This window comes from Virgifigura deserti, from assembly GCA_003576685.1.
GTDB lineage: Bacteria > Pseudomonadota > Alphaproteobacteria > Dongiales > Dongiaceae > Virgifigura > Virgifigura deserti.
In genome coordinates this window covers 1-22,799 of sequence record QOZR01000021.1, presented here as the reverse complement: position 1 = coordinate 22,799, position 22,799 = coordinate 1, and the positions used below count along the sequence as shown (strand labels likewise).

Sequence of the window (22,799 nt, the reverse complement as noted above, 5' to 3'; positions counted from 1 at the left end):
CTTTCTATCGATCCAATCCAAAGTTTCTATCGTTGCCATTGTAAAAATCAATGCTTCATACACAGCTCCGATCTTTCCATGCCGTGGCCAGCGAGGGTGGCTTCACAGCCGCGTCCCGCAAGCTGAATATCGGTCAGCCCACGATCACGAGCCAAGTCCGGGATCTTGAAGACTATTTCAAGGTCGAGCTCTTCGTCCGGCGCGGGCGCCGCGTCGAACTGACTGATGCGGGCCGTCAGCTCCACACCCTGACGCAGCGGCTCATGACACTCGAGCAGGACGCAAGCGACCTGCTCCGGGGCCTCGGGGGCCTGCAGCGGGGTACGCTGAAGGTCGGCGCGGTGGGGCCCTATCACGTGACCGAAATGCTGGCGAGCTTCCATCGCCTGTATCCCGGCGTCCGCCTGATGGTGATGATCCGCAATTCGCGGGAGGTTCTTCAGCAGCTCCTCGAGTTTTCGATTGACGTCGCCGTTCTGGCGCATGTCGAAGACGATTCCCGCGTCGTCGCGATCCCCTATAGCCGGCATCCGGTCGTCGCCTTCGTGAACCGGAGCCATCCCTGGGCCGGACGCAGGACCGTGTCGATTCATGATTTCTCCGACGAGCAGGTAGTCCTCCGCGAGGAGGGCTCGACGACGCGCCTCGCTTTCGAACAGGCTCTCGCCGATCATCGTGTCCGGATCAATCCGGTGCTCGAATTCGGCAGTCGCGAGGCCGTCTGGATGGCCGTGGAGCGGGGCCTCGGCGTCGGCGTCGTGTCCGACATCGAGTTCATCCCGCATCCGAATCTCGTCGGGCTTCCGATCCACGACTGCCGGATCGAGACGATTGCCCACGTCGCCTATCTGAAGGAGAGGGAAGGGTCCCGGATCATCCAGGCCTTCGTTTCCGTGGCTCGCGACCTGGGGGTCCAGCAGGACGGCAGGAAGGCAGGGTCCTGCCCGTCCTGACCTTCGTCGCCCCGATCCGCCTCGGTGTTCATCCAGGGTTCATCCGGAAGCGTGTTTGATCCAGGTGCGTGCCCTGCGGCGCCGGCGTTTCATTCGTATTATGCCGTTGAATATTCAAGTCTTCCGCGTTTGGCGGAGTCGCTCTTATAAAATGGGGGGATGTCAAAGTGATGCGTTTGTTGGGGGCCTTTTTCTGTGCGGCTTTGCTGTCAGGTTGCTTCGCGACGACTGCCGGATACCGTCAGCTCATAAGCGGCTGGGTCGGCCACACCGAGCAGCGTCTGGTTTCGGCTTGGGGCGTGCCGGACAGCGTATATACGTCGAATGATGGTTCGAAGGTGCTGCGGTACTACGACGAGTACACTTACCAGACCGGGGGGAACACGACCTACGAGCCGATCACGACGCACGACTCCGGAAAGGCGACGGTCTATGAGGACGGGGACAGAACCGTCAGCAAATATACGGACACGACGACGACATATGTGCCGGTAACGACGCCCGTCGTCACTCATCGTAAAAGCTGCGAGACCCAATTCACGATCTCACCGTCCGGCATCGTCACGGCCTTCTCGTTCAACGGCAATGACTGCAGGGCCGTCGAGGAGTAGGCACCTGAGCGGCGCCTACTCACCGGTTCAGCGCCTCAGCCCCACCGAGCGCCCGGCATCGGCCGGCCGGTCGAGCGCAGCGTGCGCGGCGCAGAGGTCACGGACCCTGGCCGCGACGAGTGCCTCGGCGGGGCAGGCCTTCTGCGCCTTCGTGTCGACGTGGAGAAGCATCTGTTCGGCCGAGGCGATGACATCGTCGGTCCGCGCGTGATGGATCCGGTGAAAGACATGCAGACGCTTCTCGTCGGCGGCGAGGATCTGCGTCGTCACATAGAGCGGCTCGAGCGCAGCGACCTCGCTCTTATGCATGATATGCGTCTCGACCGTGTAATAGCTGTGCCCGGCGGCCAGATAGTCGCGGTCGATGCCGATGAATCGAAGCAGGGCATCGCTCGCATCGCCGAAGACCTGCAGATAGCGACTCTCCGTCATATGGCCGTTATAGTCCGTCCAGTCGGGCTGCACGGTGCAGTCGAGCAGGCGCAGCGGCTGTGATATGTCATGCTCTGCGTCCGCGGCATCGCGGTGGGCGTTGTCGTAAAGCCGGTCTTCATGCTGTTTCAGGACTTCGCCGGCGCCCCAGCCCTTGCCGCTGTTCTGGGCCCGAAGCGCTTGAAGGATGGCCACCAGATTGTCGTCGCGAATGCGCTCGAGCTCGCGGATCGAGAGCTGGCCCGCCTGCGCGTCGGACTGCCGCGCGATCTTGTCGACCAGTTCGTCCGTCAGTTCCGGCACGTCCATGAGCTTGGTCCAAGGCCATTTGAGCGCCGGGCCGAACTGCGCCATGAAGTGGCGCATGCCCGCCTCGCCCCCGGCGATCCGATAGACCATGAACGTCCCCATCTGCGCCCACCGCAAGCCGAAGGAATAGCGGACGACGTCGTCGATCTCCTCGACGGTGGCCACGTCGTCCTGGACAAGCCAGAGCGCCTCCCGCCAGAGCGCTTCGAGTAGCCGGTCCCCAATGAAGGCGTCGATCTCCTTCCGCACATGGAGCGGCTTCATGCCGATCGAGGCATAGAACGCCTTGGCCCGGGCGATCGTCTCCGGCGTCGTCTGCTTTCCGCCGACGATCTCGACGAGCGGCAGCAGATAGACGGGGTTGAAGGGGTGGGCGACGACGAGGCGCTCGGGATGGCGCATCTCGGACTGGAGGTCGGAGGGAAGGAGGCCGGAGGTGGAGGAGCCGATGAGCGTGTCCGGTCGGGCATGCGCGTCGACCTCGGCAAAAAGCTTCTTCTTCAGGTCGATGCGTTCCGGCGCGCTCTCCTGGATGAAGTCGGCGTCACGGACGGCCTCCGCGACGCTGTCCACGAAACGCAGCACACCCTTCCGGCCTTGCGGCGCGTTGGTGAGCTTCGCAAAGGCGCGGTCCGCATTGGCCATGACCTCGCCGATCTTGCGCTCGGCCTCCGGATCCGGATCGAAGACCGCGACGTCGATCCCATTCTGCACCAGCCTGGCGGCCCAGCCGCCGCCGATCACGCCACCGCCGATGACGGCGGCGGTCCTGACATCGGTCATGATCGTTCAGCCCCGCTTCTTCAGCTTCAACTTGGCGCGGACCTCGTCGGGCGTGAGAACCCGTGCGCCCATATTGGTCACGATCGTCGCGGCCCGTTCGACGAGCGCGCCGTTGGTGGCGAGAACGCCCTTGTCGAGCCAGATATTGTCCTCGAGCCCGACCCGGACATTGCCGCCGGCGAGCACGGCCATGGCGACATAGGGAAGCTGGTTGCGGCTGATCGAGAAGGCCGAGAAGATCCAATTCTCGGGAAGGTTGTTGACCAGCGACATCAGGGTGCCGATGTCGTCCGGCGCGCCCCATGGAATGCCCATGCAGAGCTGAACGAGAACGGGGTCGTCGATGAGGCCCTGATCGACGAGGTACTTCGCGAGCACCAGATGGCCGGTGTCGAAGATCTCGATCTCGCAGCGCACGCCCAGCGCCTGGATCTGCCGCGCCATTTCGCGCAGCATCGCCGGCGTGTTGGTCATCACATAGTCGCCCTCGCCGAAATTCATCGTGCCGCAATCGAGCGTGCAGATGTCCGGCAGGAGGTCGGAGACGTGGGCGAGGCGTTCCGTCGCTCCGGCCATGTCGGTGCCCGTCTCGGCCGGCGGCAGGGGCTTCTCGGCGGAGCCGAGCGTCAGGTCCCCGCCCATGCCGGCCGTCAGGTTGATGACGATGTCGGTCCCGGACGAGCGAATCCGCTCAACCACTTCCCGGTAGAGCGCGGGATCGCGTGTGCCAGCACCCGTCTGCGGATTACGGACATGGATGTGCGCGACGGCCGCGCCGGCTTCAGCGGCTTCGATGGCCGCCTCGGCGATCTGCTGGGGCGTGACCGGCACCTTGTCGGAACGACCGGTCGTGTCACCGGCGCCCGTCAGGGCACAGGTGATGAAGACGTCACGGTTCATCGCAAGGGACATTTTTCCTCCCAATATTTCTCGCCTCGATTTCAAGAAGGTGAGGCATTCCGTCGACGAGCGCGATACTGTTTCCGCAGCATTTTATACGGAACGCGCATGGCCAGCGGAATTTTCTCGCCCTCCGACGACCGGCTCGACGTCGATCTCCTCGTCCTTCCGGACGCTTCAATGCTTTCGCTCGCCTCGACGATGGAGCCGCTCCGGGCAGCGAACCGCGCATCGGGCCGGACCCTCTATCGCTACCGCCTTCTGTCGCCGGACGGCCGCGCCGTCATGACCTCGGGCCAGCTCCCTATTCCCGTCGAGGCCGTGTTCGATCCGGACGATATCCGCGACACGCTCATCGTCGTGGCGGCCTTTAATATCTTCCGGCACAGCACGCCCGCGCTGATGGCCGGACTCCGCCGGGTCGCGCGCCGCGGTGTGCCGATCGGCGGCGTGGAGGCGGGCGCCTGGGTGATCGCGCTCGCCGGCCTTCTCAACGGATGCCGCGCCACGACGCATTGGGAGGACCTCGAGGAGTTTGCCGCCCGCTTTCCGGACGTCGACGTACGCCCGGACCGGTTCGTCATCGATGGCGCACGCTTCACGACAGGGGGCGCTTCGCCGGCCCTCGAGCTGATGCTGAACCTGATTCGCGCCCGTCAGGGTTACGCGCTTGCCTTGGATGTCGCCAGCATCTTCATCTACGACCAGTCCCGCGCGCCGGAGGACCCGCAGCCGATCGTCTCCGTCGGCCGTCTCGACTGGAACGAGCCGAGAGTGGCGAAAGCGATCCGGATCATGGAGGCGCGGATCGAGCAGCCGCTGCCGATTCCAGCGATCGCCAAACGCAGTGGCGTGAGCGCGCGGACGATGGAAATCCTCTTTCTTCAGACTGTCGGCATGGCGCCGCGCGACTACTATCTCGCCATGCGGCTCAATGCGGGCCGGCGGCTTATCCTCGACGGACGCAAGAGCATGACCGAGATCGCCGCCACGGTCGGGTTCGGATCGGCGTCGGCGTTTGCACGCGCCTTTCGCAACCGCTTCGGCGAAAGTCCGCGTGAGACGAGACGGCGCCGGAGCCTCGATTCCCAAGGTCCTGCCGCCAAGGACTCCTAACTGCATCAGCCAGCCGCGGATTTTCCGCCTTCGTCCGGAACCACAATCCCGGCACCGAGTTGACTTGATGAGGTGTATCGGGTCGCGCGGCCGCCGGCCCGCTCTGTTTGGGAGAGTGCAATGGGCGAAGAACAGAACAAATTGACCACCCGTCAGGGGCATCCGGTGTCGGACAATCAGAGCCTCCGCAGCGTCGGGGAGCGGGGCCCCGCCACCCTCGAGAATTATCAGTTCATCGAGAAGATCACGCATTTCGACCGCGAGCGCATCCCCGAACGCGTCGTCCACGCGCGCGGCACCGGTGCGCACGGTTATTTCGAGGCCTATGGCAAGATCGGCGACGAGCCGGCCGGCAAGTACACACGGGCCAAGGTGCTGACGCAGGCAGGCGTCCGGACCCCTGTCTTCATTCGGTTCTCGACTGTCATCGGCAGCAAGGATTCGCCGGAGACGGCGCGCGATCCGCGCGGGTTCGCGGTCAAGTTCAAGACGGTGGACGGCGTCTGGGATCTCGTCGGCAACAATCTGAAGATCTTCTTCATCCGCGACGCCATCAAGTTCCCGGACATGATTCACGCTTTCAAGCCGGATCCGGTCAGCAACCGCCAGGAGCCATGGCGCTTCTACGACTTCGTGTCCCAGTCGCCGGAGGCGCTGCACATGGTGACCTGGGTGAAGAGCCCGTGGGGCATCCCGGCCGACTATCGGCATATGGAGGGCTCCAGCGTGAACACCTACAAGCTGGTGAACGATCAGGGCGTGGCGGTGCTCTGCAAGTTCTCGTTCGAGCCGAAGCTCGGCGTGAAGAACCTCACGAGCAAGCAGGCGGCCGAGATCCAGGCGCGGGACGTCGGCCATGCGACGCGGGACCTCTACGACGCGATCGAGCGCGGCGATTTTCCCGAGTGGGAACTGTGCGTGCAGATCATGTCGGACGATGCGCATCCGGAGCTCGATTTCGACCCGCTGGACGACACGAAGCGGTGGCCGGAGGACCAGTTCCCGCTGTTGCCGGTTGGCCGGCTGGTGCTCGACCGTAATCCGGCCAACTTCTTCGCGGAGGTCGAGCAGTCGGCCTTCGGGACCGGTGTTCTGGTGGATGGAATCGACTTCTCCGACGACAAGATGCTGCAGGGCCGGACGCTGTCCTACTCCGACACGCAGCGCTATCGCGTCGGCCCGAACTACCTGCAACTCCCGATCAACTCCCCGGAAGCCGAGACCCGAACCAACCAGCGCGATGGTCAGATGGCGTTCTATGTCGATGGCGGCGGCGAGAACCCGCATGTCAATTACGAGCCGAGCGTGATGGGCGGGCTTCGGGAGGCGCCGAAGCCGGCAAAGGACTATCACCAGTGGGTCGAAGGCCATCTCGGCCGCTACCAGACCAGCCGGACGGCCGATGACTACAAGCAGGCGGGCGACCGCTACCGGACGTTCGAGGATTGGGAGCGCGATGATCTGATCGACAATCTGGTCGCCGACATGAATCAGTGCCCGGAGCCGATCGCGCTCCGCATGATCTGGCATTTCTGGCATTGCGACGAGGATTACGGCCGGCGGGTTGCCGAAGGCGCCGGCATCGATCTCGAGAAGGCCAAGGCGCTCCCGCCGCTGGAGGGCAAGCCCGAGCCTGGTTCGAGCCGGCCGAGGAGCACCTACACCGACGGCCGCCCGGAGGAACGCCGCGGGGAAAGCGCCGCCGAATAAGGCAACAGCGGATCGTTGCCGTCGAATCTTACGTGACGGCGTGATTCCCGTCAGGCTTGACGAGGAGAACCCAGTTCGCGCCCGGATTCTTCCATCGCTCCTTGACCATCGCGCGTTGGGCGACCTCGCGGTAGCCGCACCGTTCATAGAGCCGTCGCGCGCCCCTATTGGCATCCGAGACGATAATGCTCAGGCCCGGCTTGCCACAGGCGGTCGCTAACTCTTCGGCCAGCCGGAGTAGCGCCGTGCCGTGTCCACGGCCCCTGTCTTCGGGATAGGTGGCCAGGACGTTCACATACCAGGTCCCAGGAGCCAAGTTTTCAAGCTCCTGTAGCGGCACGAACATGGCCGGCATCTGGCTGCGGTCGATCGGCTCGGGCATTTCCGGCAGGGGATAGCCGATCAGGCAAGCGACGATCCGGCCATTAGCTTCGGAGACGACCGCATTGCGGTAGGAAAAGCTCCCCTCGTCGCGACTCGCCCGTCGCCGGCCCACATCCCAGGCGCTCTCGCCCGGCTCGGCCATGCTCTCCCACAGATAGAGCGGGAGGCCTTCGCCGGCGAAGTTGATGAGCTCCGCCAGTGCCTGCGCGTCATCCGGCGTTGCGCGCCGAAAAGGGGAGGGCAAATCACTCATCACGCTGTCCTTTGCCGATGCTCCTGGGACCGCGGGCAGTGTACGGCCGCGGCGATTCCAAAAATAACTTTTCCGACAGCGATGCAAGGTTTAGCCTCAGCCGGCGCAACATCACCACGATAGATGGGCATGGCCATGTTGTGGGTACGCACCTTCGACGATCCGAAGCCTGCGCTCGGCAGGGCCGCGGTCCAAGCCGACCTCTTTGCCGTGCCGGGAACCGGCGCCGCGCTTTTCAAGCTGATGGACTGTTTCATGAGAGCGTCCGCCGCCGCGTCAACGCGGCGGGCGAGCCGTATTCCGATCGCCTGAACCACACCGGGAGATTGCCCATGGCCGTGACCGCCGTTCCGCTCGATGCTCCCCCGCCGGAGACGCAGGCCACGGTCGATGAGGTCGTGCGCAAGGCCCGGGTCGCACAGGCCGTCTTCGCCGACGCGGGCCAGGAACGGGTGGACGAGGCTGTGCGCGCGCTGGCCTGGTCGATATACAAGCCGGAGCATGCTCGCGAGGTGGCCGAACTCGCCGTTGCCGATACGGGCCTCGGCAATGTCGCGGACAAGATCGTCAAGAAGCAGCGCAAGACGTTCGGCACCCTGCGCGATCTCCTGCGCGCCAAGTCGGTCGGTGTCATAGAGGAGGATCGGGACAAGGGCATCGTCAAATATGCCAAGCCCATCGGTGTGGTCGGCGCGGTGACGCCGTCGACCAATCCGGGGGCAACGCCGGTCAACAAGGCAATGATGGCGGTCAAGGGCCGCAATGCCGTGGTCATCGCGCCGTCGCCGCTGGGCTACAGGACGACGGCGCGCGCCGTCGAGCTCATGCGTGCCGAGCTCGAGAAGATCGGCCTGCCGGGCGATCTCGTTCAGATCCTGCCCCAGCCGATCACCAAAGAAGCGACGCAGGGCCTGATGCAGGCGGTCGACCTTGTCGTCGTGACCGGCTCGCAGGACAATGTGCGGCGCGCCTATTCGAGTGGCACGCCGGCCATCGGCGTCGGCGCCGGCAACGTGCCGGTGATCATCGACGATAGCGCCGACCTTGCCGACGCCGCGCGCAAGATCTGCGCCTCGAAGATCTTTGATAACTCGACGTCCTGCTCGTCGGAGAATTCGGTCGTCATCGTCGCGTCCGTCTATGACGCGGCGATCGCCGCGCTCCGGGAGGCGGGCGGTTATCTCTGCACGCCCGCCGAGAAGGACAGCATCGTCGCCACCCTGTGGCAGAACGGCAAGCTCAACCGGCATCTGATCGCGCGCGACGCCGAGATTCTTGCGGACGCCTTTGGGCTTGCCCCGGAGGCGAAGCGCGCGAAGTTCTTCATGGTCGAGGAAACCGGCATCGGCCGTGGACATCCGCTGTCCGGCGAGAAGCTCGCGCTGGTCCTCACCGTCTATCGTGCCAGGGACTTCGCCGCGGCCAAGGGTACCTTGCGCCGGATTCTCGACCATCAGGGCCGGGGCCATTCCTGCGGCATTCATACCAGAGACATGGATCATGCCCGCGCGCTCGCCGAGGATCTCGACGTCGTCCGCGTCCTCGTCAATTTCGCCCACACCTTCGGCAATGGCGGTGGCTTCGATTCGGGCCTCGGTTTCACCTTGTCGATGGGCTGCGGCTCTTGGCAGAAGAACTCGATTTCCGAGAATCTGAGCTACCGGCATTTCCTCAATATCACGCACCTCGTCACCGTCATCCCGGAGGACAAACCGAGCGAGGAAGAGCTGTTCGGCGCCCACTGGGCGCGCTATGGGCGCTGAGCGGCGATGAACTTCGTGGAGCATGTCGCGAAACAGCACCTGCTCGTCCCGGCGGGCGTGGCGGTGCCGAAGGGCCGCCTTGCCGACAGCCCCGCCGCGGCGGCTGAGGCCTTCGCCGAGATCGGGCCCTGTGTGATCAAGGCGCAGGTGCCGACCGGCAAGCGCGGCAAAGCCGGCGGCATCAAGGCGGCGGACAGCGCCGAAGCCGCTGCCGACGCCGCGCGCACCATCCTGGGCATGTCGATCGCAGGGCATCTCGTCGACAAGCTTCTGGTCGAGGAACGGGCCGAGATCGAGCGCGAATTTTACGCCGCCGTCCTGCCCGATACCGCCTCGCGCTCGCCGCTCGTCCTGTTCTCGAGCCGAGGCGGCATGGACGTCGAGGAGATCGCGGCGGAAGCGCCCGACACCTTCAGACGCCGGCCGGTCGCACCCGGTGAGCGGTTCGGGGCCGCGGAAGCCCGGGATATGCTGAAGGGGCTCGATCTCGGCGGGTCGGAGGCTGAAGTGGCCGATATCCTCACCCGGCTGCATCGCATTTTCGTCGAGAGCGACGCCGAGCTCGTCGAGATCAACCCGCTGGCCCGCCTCGCGGACGGGCGGGTGGTCGCGCTCGACGCCAAGTTCACCCTCGACGATGCCGCCGCCTTCCGCCAGCCTGATCTTGCCGCAGTCGCAGCGGTGGAGAACCCGACCGACCTCGAGCGCCGCGGCGCCGAGGTCGGCCTCAAATTCATCCAGCTCGACGGCAATGTCGGCGTCCTCGCCAACGGCGCCGGGCTGACCATGACGACCATGGACGTGATCAGCCATTTCGGCGGCCGGCCCGCCAACTTCATGGAGATCGGCGGCGAGGCCTACACGAAGAGCGAGACGGCGCTCGAACTGGTGCTGTCCAATCCGGGCGTGAAAAGCTTGGTGATCAATTTCTGCGGCGCCTTCGCGCGCACCGACGTCATGGCCGAAGGCGTGGTCAAGGCATGGCAGGCGCTGAAACCGACCGTGCCCGTCTTCTTCTCGATCCACGGCACCGGCGAGGAGGAAGCGATCGCGCTGGTCCGGGGCGAACTCGGCATCGAACCCTATGACCTGATGGAAGATGCGGTGAAGGCCGCGGTAGAGGCGGCCCGATGATCATCCGCAAGCACCATAAGGTTCTCGTCCAGGGCATCACCGGCAAGCAGGGCAGCTTCTGGACCGAGAAGATGATGGCCTGCGGCACCCAGGTCGTCGGCGGCGTCAACCCGAAGCGCGCCGGCGAGACGCATGTCGGCCTGCCCGTCTTCGCCTCGGCGCGCGAGGCGATGGCGGCGGCGCCCTATGATGTCGCCGTCATGTTCATTCCGCCGGCCGCGGCCAAGGACGCGGCGCTTGATGCGATCGAGGCGGGAGTCAAGCTCCTGGTGATGCTCACCGAACATATCCCGATTCGCGACGTGATGGCGGTGCATGAGGCCGCGCGGCGCCGAGGCACGCGGACCGTCGGGCCGAACACGGCGGGCCTCGTCACCCCGGGCGAGGCCTTCGTCGGTATCATGCCCGGGCATAATCCGAACGTGTTCCAGCCCGGCCGCGTCGGCGTCATCTCGCGCTCGGGCAGCCTTGGCACGCTGGTCTGCCTCAATCTCACGCGCGCCGGGCTCGGCCAGTCCGCCTTCATCGGCGTCGGCGGCGATCCGATGGTCGGCACGACCACGCGCGACGCGCTCGAGGCGCTCGACCGCGATGCGCGAACGCAGGCCGTGGCGCTGGTCGGCGAGATCGGCGGCGTCATGGAGGAGGACGCGGCCGACTACGCAGCGACGATGCGGAAGCCGGTCGTCGCCTTCATCGCGGGGCGCGCCGCGCCGCCGGGTAGGAAGATGGGCCATGCCGGCGCGATCGCCACCGCCAACCGCGGCGGCTACGCCTCGAAGCGTCAGGCCCTCGAAGCCGCCGGGGTCACCGTCGTGGACACGCCCGGCGAGATCGCTGAGGCCTGCGGGCGCGGCTTGGCGCACGGCCAGTGCGGTGCCGAGCAAGGCTCGCTGTCGATGGAGGCGTAGCGAAGACAAGATCACGAATAGGGTCACAAACAAAGGGGGCCGGTCCATGACACGGGAGCCTCCGCAACTGAGGGAGGGAACGCCGATGCAGTTTCGCAAGCTCGTTCTGATGGGTGTGGCGGGCACGCTTGCCGCTCTCACCTTCGGGCCCGCCACCGCCCAGGAAACCTATCCGTCGCGGCCGGTCGAGTTCATCGTGCCGTGGGGACCGGGCGGCGGCGCCGATCAACTCGCCCGCCTCGTCGGCAAGCTGCTGGAACCGTCTCTCGACCAGGGCGTGCCGGTCGTGAACGTTCCGGGCGGTACGGGCGCCACTGGAATGGCGAAGCTGCTGGCGGCACCCGCGGACGGCTATTCCATGGCGATCTACATCGCCGACAGCCATGCCCTGCTCGCCGGTAAGGATGCGCGCTGGACCATGGAGGACATCACCCCGGCCGCGGTGATGATCCAGGCGCCGTCTTTTCTGTTCGTGCCTGCGGACAGCCCCTACGAGACCTGGGCCGATTTCGAGGCGGCGGCCAAGGCCGAGCCGGACCAGCGCAAGGTCGCGACCCTCGGCTTCGGCAGCGTCGACGACTTCACGCTGAGCTATCTCGCCAGCAAGGGGATCAAGGTCAATCAGGTGCCCTTCTCCAAGCCGAGCGAGCGCTACATCTCCATTCTCGGCGGGCATGCCGATGCGCTCTATGAGCAGGCGGGCGACGTTGCGCAGTTGCTGAACAGCGGCCAGATCCGCCCGTTGATCATCTTCGGCGAGGAGCGTTCGAAGCTGTTCCCGGATGTGCCGAGCTCCTACGAGCTCGGCTACGAGATCGCCCTGCCGCAGTTCCGCGCCATCGCGCTGCGCTCCGGCACGCCACCGGAACGGGTCAAGATTCTGTCGGACGCGCTGGCTGAGGTCGCCGCTTCGCCCGACTACAAGAAGTTCCTGGGGGACCAGTATGCGAGCGAGGACAGCTTCTTGGGCGCCGACCAGGCGTTGGAATTCGTCAAGCAGCAGCTCGAGGATATGAAGAGCACGGTGCAGAAATAGCGCGACCGTCGCTCCACTTTTCAGCAGGGAGGAAGGCGTGAACGGCTCCAGACTCCGGGCTGCGCTCCCTTATGCGGCATTGCTGGTGGTGGCCGGCCTGTTCTACCTGTTCGCCGGCCGCATCGAGTACAGCCACCGTCCGGGCGCGCTCGGCCCGGACTTCTGGCCCAAGCTCGCCAGCGGCCTGATGGCCGCGGTCTGTATCTATGAGATCGTGAAGGCGCTCTGGTTCGGAGGCGGTGGCGAGGCGCACGGCATTGCCGATGCACTCGAAGGCAGCGAGGGAGAGGAGCAGGAAGAGGGGGAGGCGGTGAATCGCCATCTGCCGCTGCTCGTCGGCGGCGGCATCCTGACCGTCGCCTATGGCGCTCTCCTGCCCGTTTTCGGCTTTGTGCTGGGTACCTTCCTGTTCCTGGTCGCCTTCATGTATCTCGGGCGCTATCGCGCGCATCTCGTCATCTGGATGGCGAGCATCATCGGCACGCTGATCGTCGCCGTCATCTTCCTGAAAGTGGTCTACGTCTCGCTCCCGCGCGGAGTACCGCCGTTCGACCGCGTGACGGACGCCTTCATCAACCTGTTCTGACACCCGGCCGGAACAGGGTCGCAAGATTAGGAGCGGCACATGCTCGATCCCCTGATGCAGCTCGGCGCGGGCTTCATCGCCTGCCTTTCCCCGCTGCATCTGGCGATGCTGGTCATCGGCATCGTCGTCGGCCTCCTCGTCGGCGTGCTGCCGGGGCTGACGCTGGTCATGGGCGTGATACTGGTTCTGCCCTTCACCTATCAGATGGACGTGACCGCTTCGATCATCCTGCTCACCGGCATGTATGTGTCCGGGACCTATGGCGGCGCCTTCACCTCGATCCTGTTCCGCATCCCGGGCGAGCCGATCCATGTGCCCCTGCTCTGGGACGGCTACGCCATGGCAAAGCAGGGCCAGCCGGCCAAGGCGCTCGGCTGGACGCTGATTTCCGCTCTCGTCGGCGGACTGATCTCGGCCGCGATCATGGTCATGCTGACCAAGCCGGTCGCGACCTTCGCCCTCCGCTTCTCCTCGCCCGAATATTTCGCGATCGTACTCTTCGGCCTGGCCAGCGTGGTCGCGCTCGGCAAGGGGTCGCTGGGCAATGCGCTGATCAGTCTGTGCCTCGGGCTCATCGTCGCCTCGGTGGGTACGGACGCGATCTATGGCTCCTATCGCTTCACCTTCGGCCTGCCGCTGCTTGCCGACGGCATCGAGTTCCTGGTGGTGATGGTCGGCGCCTACGGCGTCGGCGAGGTTCTGTCGCGCCTCGAACGCGGCTTCGCCAGCAAACCGGTCGGCAGTGTCGCCGGTACCCGGACGCAATTGCCCTCGCTTCGGGAGATCGGCGCGGTCAAGGGCATGATGCTGCGCAGTAGCATCCTCGGCAATGTCATCGGCCTAGTGCCGGGCGCGGGCGCGACCATCGCCTCCTTCGTCAGTTACGGTGTCGAAGCCCAGTTCGGCCGGCGCAAGGGCGCAATCGGCAGCGGCACCGCCGAAGGCATCGTGGCGCCCCAGGCCGCGGCCACGGCGTCGGTCGGCGGCGCTCTGGTCCCCCTCCTCGCGCTCGGCATTCCGGGCAGCGGCGCCACCGCCGTGATCCTGGGCGCCTTCATGCTGCATGGCGTGCAGCCCGGGCCGCAGGTGCTCCTGTTCTCCGCGCCCATGGTCTACACGATCTTCGCCTCGCTGTTTATCGGCGTTGCGCTGATGGGCCTGCTTGGCTATTTCGCCATCCGGCCGTTGGTGAAGATCCTCGATTTCCCGGAGGCGGTCGTCTCCGCCTTCGTCATGATCTTCTGCTTCATCGGCGCCCTGTCGATCCGCAATAACCTGACCGATCTTTGGCTGATGATCGCCTTCGGCTTCCTCGGTTACGTCTTCGAACGCCTGAAGTTTCCGATCGCGCCGCTGGTTCTCGGGGTCATTCTCGGCCCGCTCGCCGAGGAGGCCTTCATGAACTCGATGATCAGTTTCCACAACGACTGGACGGTGTTCTTCACCCGTCCGATCTCGGGTACTGTGATGGCGTTGGTCATCCTCAGCCTGCTACTGCCGTTTATCGGCAGCGTCCGAACCAGGCGGGCCGCTCGGAATAGCCCGGCTGCGTGATAGACTATGTCGTTGTCCTGTCGAACAGGGTCGGAACTACAAGATGAATCAGCTTGCCAAGCATCTTGCCGCGCTTCTTGCAGTGCTGCTCTGGTCGGCGCCGACGGTGGCGCAAACCGCTGTCGATACGGCTCTCGTTCTCGCGGTCGATGCGTCCGGCAGCATCGACGAGGCCGAGTTCCGCCTGCAGAAGGAGGGTATCGCGCTGGCGGTGACCGACAAGCGCGTGCTTGCCGCGATCCAGTCCGGCCCGCTGCAGCGCATTGCGATCGCCTATGTCGAATGGGGTGGACCGGGCATGGCGCAGACGGTGGTGGACTGGGCGATTGTCGACGGCCAAGGCTCTGCGCAGGCATTCGCCCAAGCCGTGCTCGCGGCGCCCCGTTCGGTGCAGAGCTACAATGCGATCGGCGATGTTCTGGTTCACGCGACGGCGTTGTTGCAGAAATGCCCCTGCGAGCCGGCCCGTGCCGTCATCGACGTCTCCGGCGACAATCCCGACAACCGGAGCATCGTCCCCGCGCCGGCGGCCCGCGATGCCGCGGCAGACGCCGGAATCACGATTAATGCCCTGGCAATCCTGCAGACCGACGCGCTCGGCCCCTCCGGCCGACCGCTGCTGGTCGAGAACTATGAGAGCGAGGTCATAGCCGGGCCCGGCGCCTTCGTCATCGCGGCCCAGGATCGAAGCGACTTCGCGCGCGCCCTGCTTCAGAAGATGGTGCTGGAGATCGCAAATCTGATGCCGGCACAGATCCCGTCATGGACCAAGGGCGCGCTTACGGCGCTGCGCCGCTGAAGCTTTCAACGAAAAACATGAGAGGTCGGTTATGAAGGTCGCCTACAGCGACGCGCACCGGACGCATGATCCGCAGTCTTTTCTGGTTCGTGGCCGGATGCAGCGCAGCGCCGAGCAGCCGGCCCGCGCCGACCATCTCCTTCAGGCGGTCGAGGCCGCCGGCCATCGGGTGGTGGAGGCGGAGGACTTCGGCTCCGGTCCACGCACCGCGATCCACACGCCCGAATATCTCGACTTCCTGGAGACCGCGCATGAACGGTGGCAGTCTCTGGGCGACGCCTCGCCCGAGGTGCTGCCCAACATACACCCCATGCGCGAGGGAGGCGGCTATCCGCAAAGCATCGTCGGGCGGGCCGGCTATCACATGGCCGATACCGCCTGCCCGATCGGCCCAGGGACGTGGTCGGCGGCGGTTCAGGCGGCGCACACCGCCTGCCACGCGGCGCAGCTGGTGGCCGACGGCGAGCACGTCGCCTACGCGCTGTGCCGGCCGCCGGGCCACCATGCCTATGCCGACAAGGCCGGCGGTTTCTGCTATCTCAACAACACGGCGATCGCGGCGCAGTGGCTGCTGCCGCGCTTCGGCCGCGTCGCCATCCTTGATGTCGACGTGCATCACGGCAATGGCACGCAGGACATCTTCTACTGGCGCGCCGACGTGCTGCATCTATCGCTGCATGCCGACCCCGCGCAGTTCTATCCCTTCTTCGCCGGCTATGCGCATGAGCGGGGCGCCGGCGCCGGGCTCGGATACAACCTTAATGTTCCGCTGCCGATCGGCACGAGCGATGCGGCTTATCTGCGTGAGCTCAAGCGCGTCGTCGCCTTTATCAAGGTTTTCACGCCCGGCGCGCTGGTGGTGGCGCTGGGGCTCGATGCCTATGAGGGCGATCCGCTGAAGGGTCTGGCGATCACGACGGCCGGCTTCGGCGCCATCGGCGCGGCCATTGCGCGGATCGGGATTCCAACGGTCCTGGTCCAGGAAGGCGGATATTTGTCGCCGGAGTTGGGCGGGAATCTCGTCAGTTTCCTTCAAGGTTTCGAAAGCGTGGCCTGAGCACGTCGAAAAAAAATTGCTCCTGGGTTCTGGACAGGCTGGTCCGGAATGCCTATCTCAGCGGCCAGAGAGGATCGAGGTCATGGCTAGGCCCAAGGAATTCGACGAGCGCGAGGCGCTGCACAAGGCCCTGGAGGTGTTCTGGCGGCACGGCTATGAGGGGTCGTCGCTCGCCGACCTGCTCGCGGCTATGGGGCTGAGCAAGAGCAGCTTTTACGAGACCTTCGGCAGCAAGCAGGAGCTGTTCCGGGAGGCGCTGACGCGCTACCAGGACGCACAGCTCGCGCAGCTTCGCGCGCGGCTTGACGACGGCTGCCCGGCGCGCCAGTCGATCGAGTCGTTCTTCTACGCCGTCGTCGACAAGGCCTGCCCGCAGAGCAATGGCCGCGGTTGCATGAGCTGCAACGAAGCGGTCGAGTTGGCGCCGCACGATCCGTCGGTTCGCCGGCAGATCGAACGGCACCTGAGCGCGACCGAGGAGATCTTTGCCGACGCCATCCGTCGCGGCCAGGCCGACGGCTCCATCGGCGGCCAGCACGACGCGCACCGGCTCGCCCGGTTCCTGACGGTCGGCCTCAGCGGGCTTCAGGTCATGGCCCGGGCGAAGTCCGAGCCCGGTCGCCTCGAAGATTCTCTCGCCGTCATGATGGCCGCGCTGAACTGAACTGCTGCGGCGGGTGGCCAGCGAGGTTATTTTCGTAAGAATTCCGGACCGATCGGTCCCAATATGTCGGAAATGTGAGGGGAAGATGACGATCAGGAGTCAAGGCCGCACCGACGCCGCCAAGTTTTTTCGGCGCCAGGTGATCGATGCCGTCCGCCGCCTGGGCCGCACGGCTTGAACCAATCTCTTTATCAAGGGACATCATCGTGATGACGCAGAATCCTGAAGGTGAACGGAGCGGTTCTCGGGCGGCGCAGGATCGCGCCGCCGGCGGGCCGATCGACGGCGAGTCCGGATCCGGGCGGACCGGATCGGAATGGAAGAGGCTGGCGGTCCGGTCGGTCGCCGTCCTGCTGACCTTGTTCGGGGCGGGCGCCGCCTACTGGTATTTCAACCAGCCTTGGAGCAGGGCGGTGGAGGTCGCGAACGCCTCGATTGCGGCGCCGCCGCCTCCCACGGTCACCGTGAGCGCGCCGCTGCAGCGCAAGATCGTCGAGTGGGACGAATATACCGGCCAGTTCGCCGCGGTGGAGTATGTCGAGGTTCGCGCCCGTGTCAGCGGCTATCTCGATTCGATCCATTTCGAGGACGGGCAGATCGTCGAGAAGGGCGATCTGCTCTTCGTGATCGATCCGCGGCCGTTTGAAATCGCGCTGGCTTCCGCCAAGGCACAGCTCGCGCAGGCCGCGGCTCGCCTGGAGCTCGCGAATGCCCAGCTGGAGCGGGCCGATCAGTTGCGCGAGACGAACGTGGTCGCCGCGAGCACCTATGACCAGCGTGTGCAGGAGATGCGCGCCGCGGCCGCGGCCGTCGAGTCGGCGCAGGCCGCCGTGCGGGCGGCGGAACTGGATCTCGTCTTCACGCGGGTCACGGCGCCGGTCACCGGGCGCGTCAGCCGCAACGAAGTGAGCGTCGGCAGCCTGGTCAGCGGCGGCTCCGGCGGCGGCACCAGCCTGCTCACCACGATCGTGTCGCTTGACCCCATCCAATTCGTCTTCGACCTGAGCGAATCCAACTTCCTCGCCTATCAGCGGGCGGTGGCCGACGGGCGCCTCGAATCGACGCGGAACGGCGGAATCCCCGTCCAGGTTCGCCTGTTCGATGAGGAGGGGTGGGGCGCGGCGCGCGGAGGGCGGATCGACTTCGTCGACAATCAGGTCGACCGCAGCGCGGGGACGATCCGCGTGCGCGCAATCCTTCCCAACCCGGATTTCTTCATCACGCCCGGTCAGTTCGGTCACCTGCGCATGCCGGGCTCGGAACTCTACGAGGCGATTCTCGTGCCCGACAGCGCGGTCGTCACCGACCAGTCCCGCAAGGTGATCATGATTGTCACGGAGGACGGCACCGTCGAGCCGCGGGTGGTTCGGCCCGGCCCGATGGAGCTTGGGTTGCGGGTCATCCGCGAGGGCTTGGCGCCCACCGATCGCCTCATCATCAACGGCCTGATGCGCGCCCGTCCGGGCGCCAAGGTGACGCCGCAGCCGGGCAAGATCGAGCCCGCGCAGTCGCAAAGCTGAGCCGGAGCACGGCACCATGCGCCTTTCGCACTTCTTCATCGACCGGCCGATTTTCGCGACGGTCCTGTCGATTCTGATCACGCTCATCGGCGGCTTCGCCTATTTCACCTTGCCGGTGGCGGAGTATCCCGAGATCGCGCCGCCCACGATCGAGGTGAGGGCGAGCTATCCCGGTGCCTCGGCCGAGGTCTTGAGCAATACCGTCGCCACGCCGCTGGAGCAGGAGATCAACGGCGTCGAGAACATGCTCTACATGGTTTCCCAGGCGACCGGCGACGGGTCTCTCTCGCTGACCATCACCTTCAAGCTGGGAACGGACCTGGATGCGGCACAGGTGCTCGTCCAGAACCGTGTCGCCGTGGCGGAGCCCAGGCTTCCGGAGACGGTGCGCCGCTTGGGCGTCACGGTGCGCAAGAACTCGCCGGACATGCTGATGGTGATCCATCTCAGCTCGCCGGACGGGTCGCGCGACCCGCTCTATGTCTCCAACTATGCGACGCTGCAGGTGCGCGATGTCCTCTCCCGGATCGACGGGGTCGGCGATGTCCGCGTCTTCGGCGCCCGCGACTATGCGATGCGCATCTGGCTCGACCCCGACAAGGTAGCCGCGCGGGGCATGACTGCCGGCGAGGTCGTCGCGGCACTACGGTCCCAGAATGTGCAGGTCGCGTCCGGCGTGCTAAATCAGCCGCCGGTGCCGACGCCGGGGGCCTTCCAGCTCAACATCGAGACGCTGGGCCGACTGGTCGATGCGAAGCAGTTCGAGAATATCGTCGTCAAGACGGAGCCCGGCGGCCGTGTGACTCGGCTCCGCGACATTGCGCGGGTCGAGCTCGGCGCCCAGGACTATAACGCCAACGGCTACCTCGACGAGCGCCGCGCCGTTCCACTCCTTATCTTCCAGCGACCGGGATCGAACGCCCTCGACGCCGCCGAGCGGGTCCTCGAGACGATGGAGGAGTTGTCCCGGTCCTTTCCTCCGGGCCTGCAGTACGACGTCGTCTACAACCCGACCGAGTTCATCGCCGAATCCGCGAACGAGGTGGTCAAGACCATCTTCGAGGCCGTCATCCTCGTGGTCGTGGTGGTGGTCCTGTTCCTGCAGACCTGGCGCGCCTCGATCGTTCCCATCGTGGCGATCCCGATATCGCTGATCGGCACCTTCGCGGTTCTGGCGGCCCTCGGGTTCTCCCTCAACAATCTGTCGCTGTTCGGCCTCGTGCTGGCCATCGGCATCGTCGTCGATGACGCGATCGTCGTCGTCGAAAACGTCGAGCGCAACCTGCGTCGCGGGATGAGTCCCAAGGAGGCGGCGCACCGGACGATGGACGAGGTCGGCGGCGCCCTGGTGGCGATCGCCCTGGTTCTCTCAGCGGTGTTCGTTCCCGCCGCCTTCATGACCGGGATCTCCGGCCAGTTCTTCCGCCAGTTTGCGGTCACGATCGCCGCCTCGACGGCGATCTCCCTGTTCGTATCGCTGACGCTCAGCCCGGCGCTCTGCGCCCTCCTTTTCAAGCCGCACCGCGAGCATGAGGCAGGGGGCTCCTTCCTGACGCGCCCCGTGCGAGCGTTCTTCCGGGGCTTCAATAATCTGTTCGACAGACTGTCCTTCGGCTATGGCAGGCTGACGCGGCGGCTGGCCCGGCTCTCGGTGCTGATGCTCGTGGTCTATGGCGGCCTCGTCGGGCTGACCGCCTGGCAGTTCGACCGCGCTCCCACGGGCTTCATCCCGCAGCAGGACCAGGGCTATCTCATCACCGTCGTCCAACTGCCGCCGGGCGCCTCCCTCTCGCGGACCGACGCCGTCGTCCGGCAGGCGACCAAGGTCATCCTGGACACGGAGGGCGTTGTCCACGCCGTCCCGTTCGCGGGTTTCGACGGCGCGACATTCACGAATGCGTCCAATGCCGGGGCGATCTTCTCGGCCCTGGCGCCCTTTCCTGAGCGTGCGGAGAAGGGCCTCAGCGCGGATCGTATCCTCGCCGATCTGAGCGGACGGCTCGGCGCGATACAGGAGGCCTTCATCATCACGATTCCCCCGCCGCCGGTGCGCGGAATCGGCACCGCCGGCGGCTTCAAGATGATGCTACAGGACCGGCAGGGATACGGGCCGGAGGCGCTGGCGGCCGCGGCCCAGGATCTGGTCGCGGCCGCCAACGAGACGCCGGGCCTCGCCGGGGTATTCTCGCTGTTCAACACCGGAACGCCGAAGATCTACGCCGACATCGACCGGGTGAGGGCGGAAATACTCGGCGTCTCGGCCGACCGGGTCTCCGAGGCGTTGGAGGTCTATGTCGGCTCTGCCTACGTCAACGAGTTCAACTATCTCGGGCGCACCTTCCGGGTCACCGCACAGGCCGATGGTGCCTTCCGGCAGGAGGTTCGCGACGTCGCCAACCTCAAGACGCGGAATGCATCGGGCGAGATGGTGCCGATCGGCTCGGTCGCCGAATTCCGCGACATCACCGGCCCCTACCGCGTACCGCGCTATAATCTGTATCCGGCCGCGGAGGTTCAGGGGAGCACGCTGCCCGGCTTCTCGACCAGCGACGCGCTTGCGGCGATGGAGCGTCTCGCGGCCGAGCGCCTGCCCGACGGCTTCGGCTATGAATGGACGGAGTTGGCCTATCAGCAGAAGCTTGCCGGCGATTCCGGACTCCTGGTCTTTGCCGCCTCGATCGTCTTCGTCTTCCTCGTGCTCGCCGCGCAATATGAGAGCTGGACGCTGCCTCTGGCGGTGATCCTGATCGTGCCCATGTGTCTCTTGGCCGCAGTCAGCGGACTCCTGTTCCGGGGCATGGACGTGAACATCCTGGCTCAGGTTGGCTTCGTCGTCCTGGTCGGTCTGGCCGCTAAGAACGCGATCCTGATCGTCGAGTTCGCCAAGCAGGCGGAGGACGAGGGCGCGACCCGCTTCGACGCGGCTGTGCAGGCGGCACGCACGCGGCTGCGGCCGATCCTGATGACCTCCTTCGCCTTCATTCTGGGTGTCGTGCCGCTGGTGATCGCAACCGGCGCCGGGGCCGAGATGCGTCAGTCGCTCGGCACCACGGTGTTTTTCGGCATGTTGGGCGTCACGGCTTTCGGCCTGATCTTCACGCCTATCTTCTACGTGGCGGTCCGCGGCTTCTTTGGCGGCGGCGAAAGGACTCGCCCGGCCCGACATGGAGGCCCGGCTCCGGCTACGATTGAATAGGTTGGGACTTCAGGACAGTGCGGCCCAGGCCTGAAAACGCCTGGGCCGTATTCGCTTGTGCGCTGGATCCATCGTGATGGAAACGTTAGTGCGCGCGTGCGCGGCGGAGCGCTTGGCTGATCATGCGGGCGGCGTCACGGCCGCGGCGTGACGGGAAGCCGTCGGACACAGAAGCGCAAGACTCGCCCAGAACCGCCTCGATCGCGAGAAGGATCTCCCGGTGCGGAGGCTGATCGGTCTTCGGTTTCTCGGGCATTGTCGATCTCCTTTCCCGCAAGCCGTAACCGAATTGTGATTAAGTATTGGTGAATGGCTCCGCCCGGTCGACCTCGACCGCGTGCGCCCGGCCTGTCCTTGCGGCTCCTGTCGCGAACACCGATCCGGATGGCGGCGCCACAGGCAACAGCGCTCCGGGCAGCTCGTCGACCACCATGCTGTTTGCCGTCTAGTCCGCCATAAGACAGTTTTGCGCCTTCGCGCGGCGCACCGGATTTCTTTCGAAAGTGCAAATTTTTCTTTTATGAGCAGGGAAATAGGCGGAGACGCGTCAGTTGGGTCAGGTGGTGTTCCACACCTACAGGCCGCTTTTCATGCTACTAAAAATATGTGAAACTGCGCTCCAAACGGCGCCTCCGACCCTGGGGCGGGGCGCGAAGATAGCAGCGAAGGAGCACGGCATGGCTCGGCCGACGCAGCACGGCAAACGTCTTTCCTACTATGATTTCGGCCGCACGACGGTCTATGCCTGCCAGCTCGATCAGCGCTTCAGCTACTGCGCCTATGTGCCCGAGGACTATGACGAGGAGGGAAGCGACCGGTATCCGCTCGCCGTCATCGTGCACGGCACCGAGCGCGGGATGCAGAACTATCGCGATGCCTTCGCCGATTTCGCCGAGGAGCATGGCGTGATCGTGCTAGCGCCGCTTTTCCCTGTCGGCATCGTCACGCCTGACGACCTTTCGAGTTACAAGCTGCTGCGCCACGAGGCGCTGCATTACGACGCCGTTCTCCTGTCGATGGTGGCGGAGGTGCGGGAGCGCTACCGGCTCGCGGGGGAGCGGTTCCTGCTCTACGGGTTCTCGGGCGGCGGGCACTTCACGCACCGGTTTTTGTACCTGCATCCGGACC

At 65.4% G+C, this 22,799-nt stretch carries 21 protein-coding genes; 17 read left to right on the top strand and 4 right to left on the bottom strand.

Features of this window, described 5'->3' with window-relative positions; translation table 11 throughout:
• Window positions 1–50 precede the first annotated feature (50 nt).
• The gene (locus DT069_RS23775; RefSeq protein ID WP_119462840.1) at window positions 51–953 is read left to right on the top strand and encodes a LysR substrate-binding domain-containing protein; all 903 of its coding nucleotides are present in this window, start codon (window positions 51–53) and stop codon (window positions 951–953) included.
• 170 nt (window positions 954–1,123) lie between these two features.
• Window positions 1,124–1,564: a hypothetical protein gene (locus tag DT069_RS23770; RefSeq protein WP_119462839.1), complete on the top strand. Its 441-nt coding sequence runs from the start codon at window positions 1,124–1,126 to the stop codon at window positions 1,562–1,564.
• A 27-nt stretch (window positions 1,565–1,591) separates the two neighbouring features.
• Here the strand turns inward: DT069_RS23770 and DT069_RS23765 are convergent, their stop codons facing one another.
• Both DT069_RS23765 and DT069_RS23760 read right to left on the bottom strand, forming a co-directional pair.
• Complete coding sequence (locus DT069_RS23765) at window positions 1,592–3,088, bottom strand: carnitine 3-dehydrogenase (RefSeq protein WP_119462838.1); 1,497 nt, start codon at window positions 3,086–3,088, stop codon at window positions 1,592–1,594.
• Between the two features lie 6 nt (window positions 3,089–3,094).
• Window positions 3,095–4,000 (bottom strand): beta-keto acid cleavage family enzyme, encoded by a 906-nt coding sequence (locus tag DT069_RS23760; protein ID WP_425450507.1) that lies wholly within the window; start codon window positions 3,998–4,000, stop codon window positions 3,095–3,097.
• Window positions 4,001–4,096: 96 nt separating this feature from the next.
• Between DT069_RS23760 and DT069_RS23755 the strand changes: the two genes are divergently transcribed.
• Together DT069_RS23755 and DT069_RS23750 are read left to right on the top strand one after the other, a co-directional pair.
• A complete protein-coding gene (locus tag DT069_RS23755; RefSeq protein ID WP_119462836.1) occupies window positions 4,097–5,104 on the top strand; it encodes a GlxA family transcriptional regulator in 1,008 nt (335 codons plus the stop codon).
• A gap of 120 nt (window positions 5,105–5,224) precedes the next feature.
• Window positions 5,225–6,814, top strand: coding sequence for a catalase (locus DT069_RS23750; protein WP_119462835.1), 1,590 nt, complete (start codon window positions 5,225–5,227; stop codon window positions 6,812–6,814).
• Window positions 6,815–6,842: 28 nt separating this feature from the next.
• Here DT069_RS23750 and DT069_RS23745 read toward each other — a convergent pair whose 3' ends face one another.
• Window positions 6,843–7,451, bottom strand: coding sequence for a GNAT family N-acetyltransferase (locus tag DT069_RS23745; RefSeq protein WP_119462834.1), 609 nt, complete (start codon window positions 7,449–7,451; stop codon window positions 6,843–6,845).
• A gap of 129 nt (window positions 7,452–7,580) precedes the next feature.
• Here DT069_RS23745 and DT069_RS23740 point away from each other — a divergent pair, with 129 nt between their 5' ends.
• The 12 genes from DT069_RS23740 (at window position 7,581) to DT069_RS23685 (ending at window position 21,671) form a co-directional block, all read left to right on the top strand.
• Window positions 7,581–7,763: a hypothetical protein gene (locus DT069_RS23740; protein WP_119462833.1), complete on the top strand. Its 183-nt coding sequence runs from the start codon at window positions 7,581–7,583 to the stop codon at window positions 7,761–7,763.
• 20 nt (window positions 7,764–7,783) lie between these two features.
• Window positions 7,784–9,214: an acylating sulfoacetaldehyde dehydrogenase gene (gene sauS / locus DT069_RS23735; protein ID WP_119462832.1), complete on the top strand. Its 1,431-nt coding sequence runs from the start codon at window positions 7,784–7,786 to the stop codon at window positions 9,212–9,214.
• A gap of 6 nt (window positions 9,215–9,220) precedes the next feature.
• Window positions 9,221–10,348, top strand: a complete 1,128-nt coding sequence (locus tag DT069_RS23730) for a succinate--CoA ligase subunit beta (protein WP_119462831.1) — start codon at window positions 9,221–9,223, stop codon at window positions 10,346–10,348.
• Window positions 10,345–11,259: a succinate--CoA ligase subunit alpha gene (sucD, locus tag DT069_RS23725; protein WP_119462830.1), complete on the top strand. Its 915-nt coding sequence runs from the start codon at window positions 10,345–10,347 to the stop codon at window positions 11,257–11,259. The genes DT069_RS23730 and sucD overlap by 4 nt, the downstream gene beginning before the upstream one ends.
• Before the next feature lie 85 nt (window positions 11,260–11,344).
• A complete protein-coding gene (locus tag DT069_RS23720; protein ID WP_119462829.1) occupies window positions 11,345–12,295 on the top strand; it encodes a tripartite tricarboxylate transporter substrate binding protein in 951 nt (316 codons plus the stop codon).
• Window positions 12,296–12,332: 37 nt separating this feature from the next.
• Window positions 12,333–12,881, top strand: a complete 549-nt coding sequence (locus DT069_RS23715; protein WP_119462828.1) for a tripartite tricarboxylate transporter TctB family protein — start codon at window positions 12,333–12,335, stop codon at window positions 12,879–12,881.
• 39 nt (window positions 12,882–12,920) lie between these two features.
• On the top strand, window positions 12,921–14,435 hold the full coding sequence (locus DT069_RS23710) for a tripartite tricarboxylate transporter permease (protein ID WP_119462827.1): 1,515 nt from the start codon (window positions 12,921–12,923) through the stop codon (window positions 14,433–14,435).
• Window positions 14,436–14,478: 43 nt separating this feature from the next.
• Window positions 14,479–15,234 (top strand): DUF1194 domain-containing protein, encoded by a 756-nt coding sequence (locus DT069_RS23705; protein ID WP_119462826.1) that lies wholly within the window; start codon window positions 14,479–14,481, stop codon window positions 15,232–15,234.
• A gap of 31 nt (window positions 15,235–15,265) precedes the next feature.
• Window positions 15,266–16,291 (top strand): histone deacetylase family protein, encoded by a 1,026-nt coding sequence (locus DT069_RS23700; protein ID WP_119462825.1) that lies wholly within the window; start codon window positions 15,266–15,268, stop codon window positions 16,289–16,291.
• 82 nt (window positions 16,292–16,373) lie between these two features.
• A complete protein-coding gene (locus DT069_RS23695; RefSeq protein ID WP_119462824.1) occupies window positions 16,374–16,955 on the top strand; it encodes a TetR/AcrR family transcriptional regulator in 582 nt (193 codons plus the stop codon).
• Window positions 16,956–17,164: 209 nt separating this feature from the next.
• A complete protein-coding gene (locus tag DT069_RS23690; RefSeq protein ID WP_119462823.1) occupies window positions 17,165–18,475 on the top strand; it encodes an efflux RND transporter periplasmic adaptor subunit in 1,311 nt (436 codons plus the stop codon).
• A gap of 16 nt (window positions 18,476–18,491) precedes the next feature.
• Window positions 18,492–21,671: an efflux RND transporter permease subunit gene (locus DT069_RS23685; RefSeq protein ID WP_119462822.1), complete on the top strand. Its 3,180-nt coding sequence runs from the start codon at window positions 18,492–18,494 to the stop codon at window positions 21,669–21,671.
• A gap of 85 nt (window positions 21,672–21,756) precedes the next feature.
• On the opposite strand, the gene DT069_RS24820 is transcribed toward DT069_RS23685, so the two are convergent.
• On the bottom strand, window positions 21,757–21,927 hold the full coding sequence (locus DT069_RS24820; RefSeq protein WP_162913414.1) for a hypothetical protein: 171 nt from the start codon (window positions 21,925–21,927) through the stop codon (window positions 21,757–21,759).
• Between the two features lie 421 nt (window positions 21,928–22,348).
• Between DT069_RS24820 and DT069_RS23680 the strand changes: the two genes are divergently transcribed.
• On the top strand, window positions 22,349–22,799 hold a 451-nt coding region (locus DT069_RS23680), incomplete at its 3' end, for an alpha/beta hydrolase family protein (RefSeq protein WP_425450506.1).

What these genes read in the sequence shown, in the direction of transcription:
- DT069_RS23775 (WP_119462840.1), top strand. Translation starts at nt 51, where the DNA reads ATGCTTCATACACAGCTCCGATCTTTCCATGCCGTGGCCAGCGAGGGT.
- DT069_RS23770 (WP_119462839.1), top strand. Translation starts at nt 1,124, where the DNA reads ATGCGTTTGTTGGGGGCCTTTTTCTGTGCGGCTTTGCTGTCAGGTTGC.
- DT069_RS23765 (WP_119462838.1), bottom strand. Translation starts at nt 3,088, where the DNA reads ATGACCGATGTCAGGACCGCCGCCGTCATCGGCGGTGGCGTGATCGGC.
- DT069_RS23760 (WP_425450507.1), bottom strand. Translation starts at nt 4,000, where the DNA reads ATGTCCCTTGCGATGAACCGTGACGTCTTCATCACCTGTGCCCTGACG.
- DT069_RS23755 (WP_119462836.1), top strand. Translation starts at nt 4,097, where the DNA reads ATGGCCAGCGGAATTTTCTCGCCCTCCGACGACCGGCTCGACGTCGAT.
- DT069_RS23750 (WP_119462835.1), top strand. Translation starts at nt 5,225, where the DNA reads ATGGGCGAAGAACAGAACAAATTGACCACCCGTCAGGGGCATCCGGTG.
- DT069_RS23745 (WP_119462834.1), bottom strand. Translation starts at nt 7,451, where the DNA reads ATGAGTGATTTGCCCTCCCCTTTTCGGCGCGCAACGCCGGATGACGCG.
- DT069_RS23740 (WP_119462833.1), top strand. Translation starts at nt 7,581, where the DNA reads ATGGCCATGTTGTGGGTACGCACCTTCGACGATCCGAAGCCTGCGCTC.
- sauS (WP_119462832.1), top strand. Translation starts at nt 7,784, where the DNA reads ATGGCCGTGACCGCCGTTCCGCTCGATGCTCCCCCGCCGGAGACGCAG.
- DT069_RS23730 (WP_119462831.1), top strand. Translation starts at nt 9,221, where the DNA reads ATGAACTTCGTGGAGCATGTCGCGAAACAGCACCTGCTCGTCCCGGCG.
- sucD (WP_119462830.1), top strand. Translation starts at nt 10,345, where the DNA reads ATGATCATCCGCAAGCACCATAAGGTTCTCGTCCAGGGCATCACCGGC.
- DT069_RS23720 (WP_119462829.1), top strand. Translation starts at nt 11,345, where the DNA reads ATGCAGTTTCGCAAGCTCGTTCTGATGGGTGTGGCGGGCACGCTTGCC.
- DT069_RS23710 (WP_119462827.1), top strand. Translation starts at nt 12,921, where the DNA reads ATGCTCGATCCCCTGATGCAGCTCGGCGCGGGCTTCATCGCCTGCCTT.
- DT069_RS23705 (WP_119462826.1), top strand. Translation starts at nt 14,479, where the DNA reads ATGAATCAGCTTGCCAAGCATCTTGCCGCGCTTCTTGCAGTGCTGCTC.
- DT069_RS23700 (WP_119462825.1), top strand. Translation starts at nt 15,266, where the DNA reads ATGAAGGTCGCCTACAGCGACGCGCACCGGACGCATGATCCGCAGTCT.
- DT069_RS23695 (WP_119462824.1), top strand. Translation starts at nt 16,374, where the DNA reads ATGGCTAGGCCCAAGGAATTCGACGAGCGCGAGGCGCTGCACAAGGCC.
- DT069_RS23690 (WP_119462823.1), top strand. Translation starts at nt 17,165, where the DNA reads ATGACGCAGAATCCTGAAGGTGAACGGAGCGGTTCTCGGGCGGCGCAG.
- DT069_RS23685 (WP_119462822.1), top strand. Translation starts at nt 18,492, where the DNA reads ATGCGCCTTTCGCACTTCTTCATCGACCGGCCGATTTTCGCGACGGTC.
- DT069_RS24820 (WP_162913414.1), bottom strand. Translation starts at nt 21,927, where the DNA reads ATGCCCGAGAAACCGAAGACCGATCAGCCTCCGCACCGGGAGATCCTT.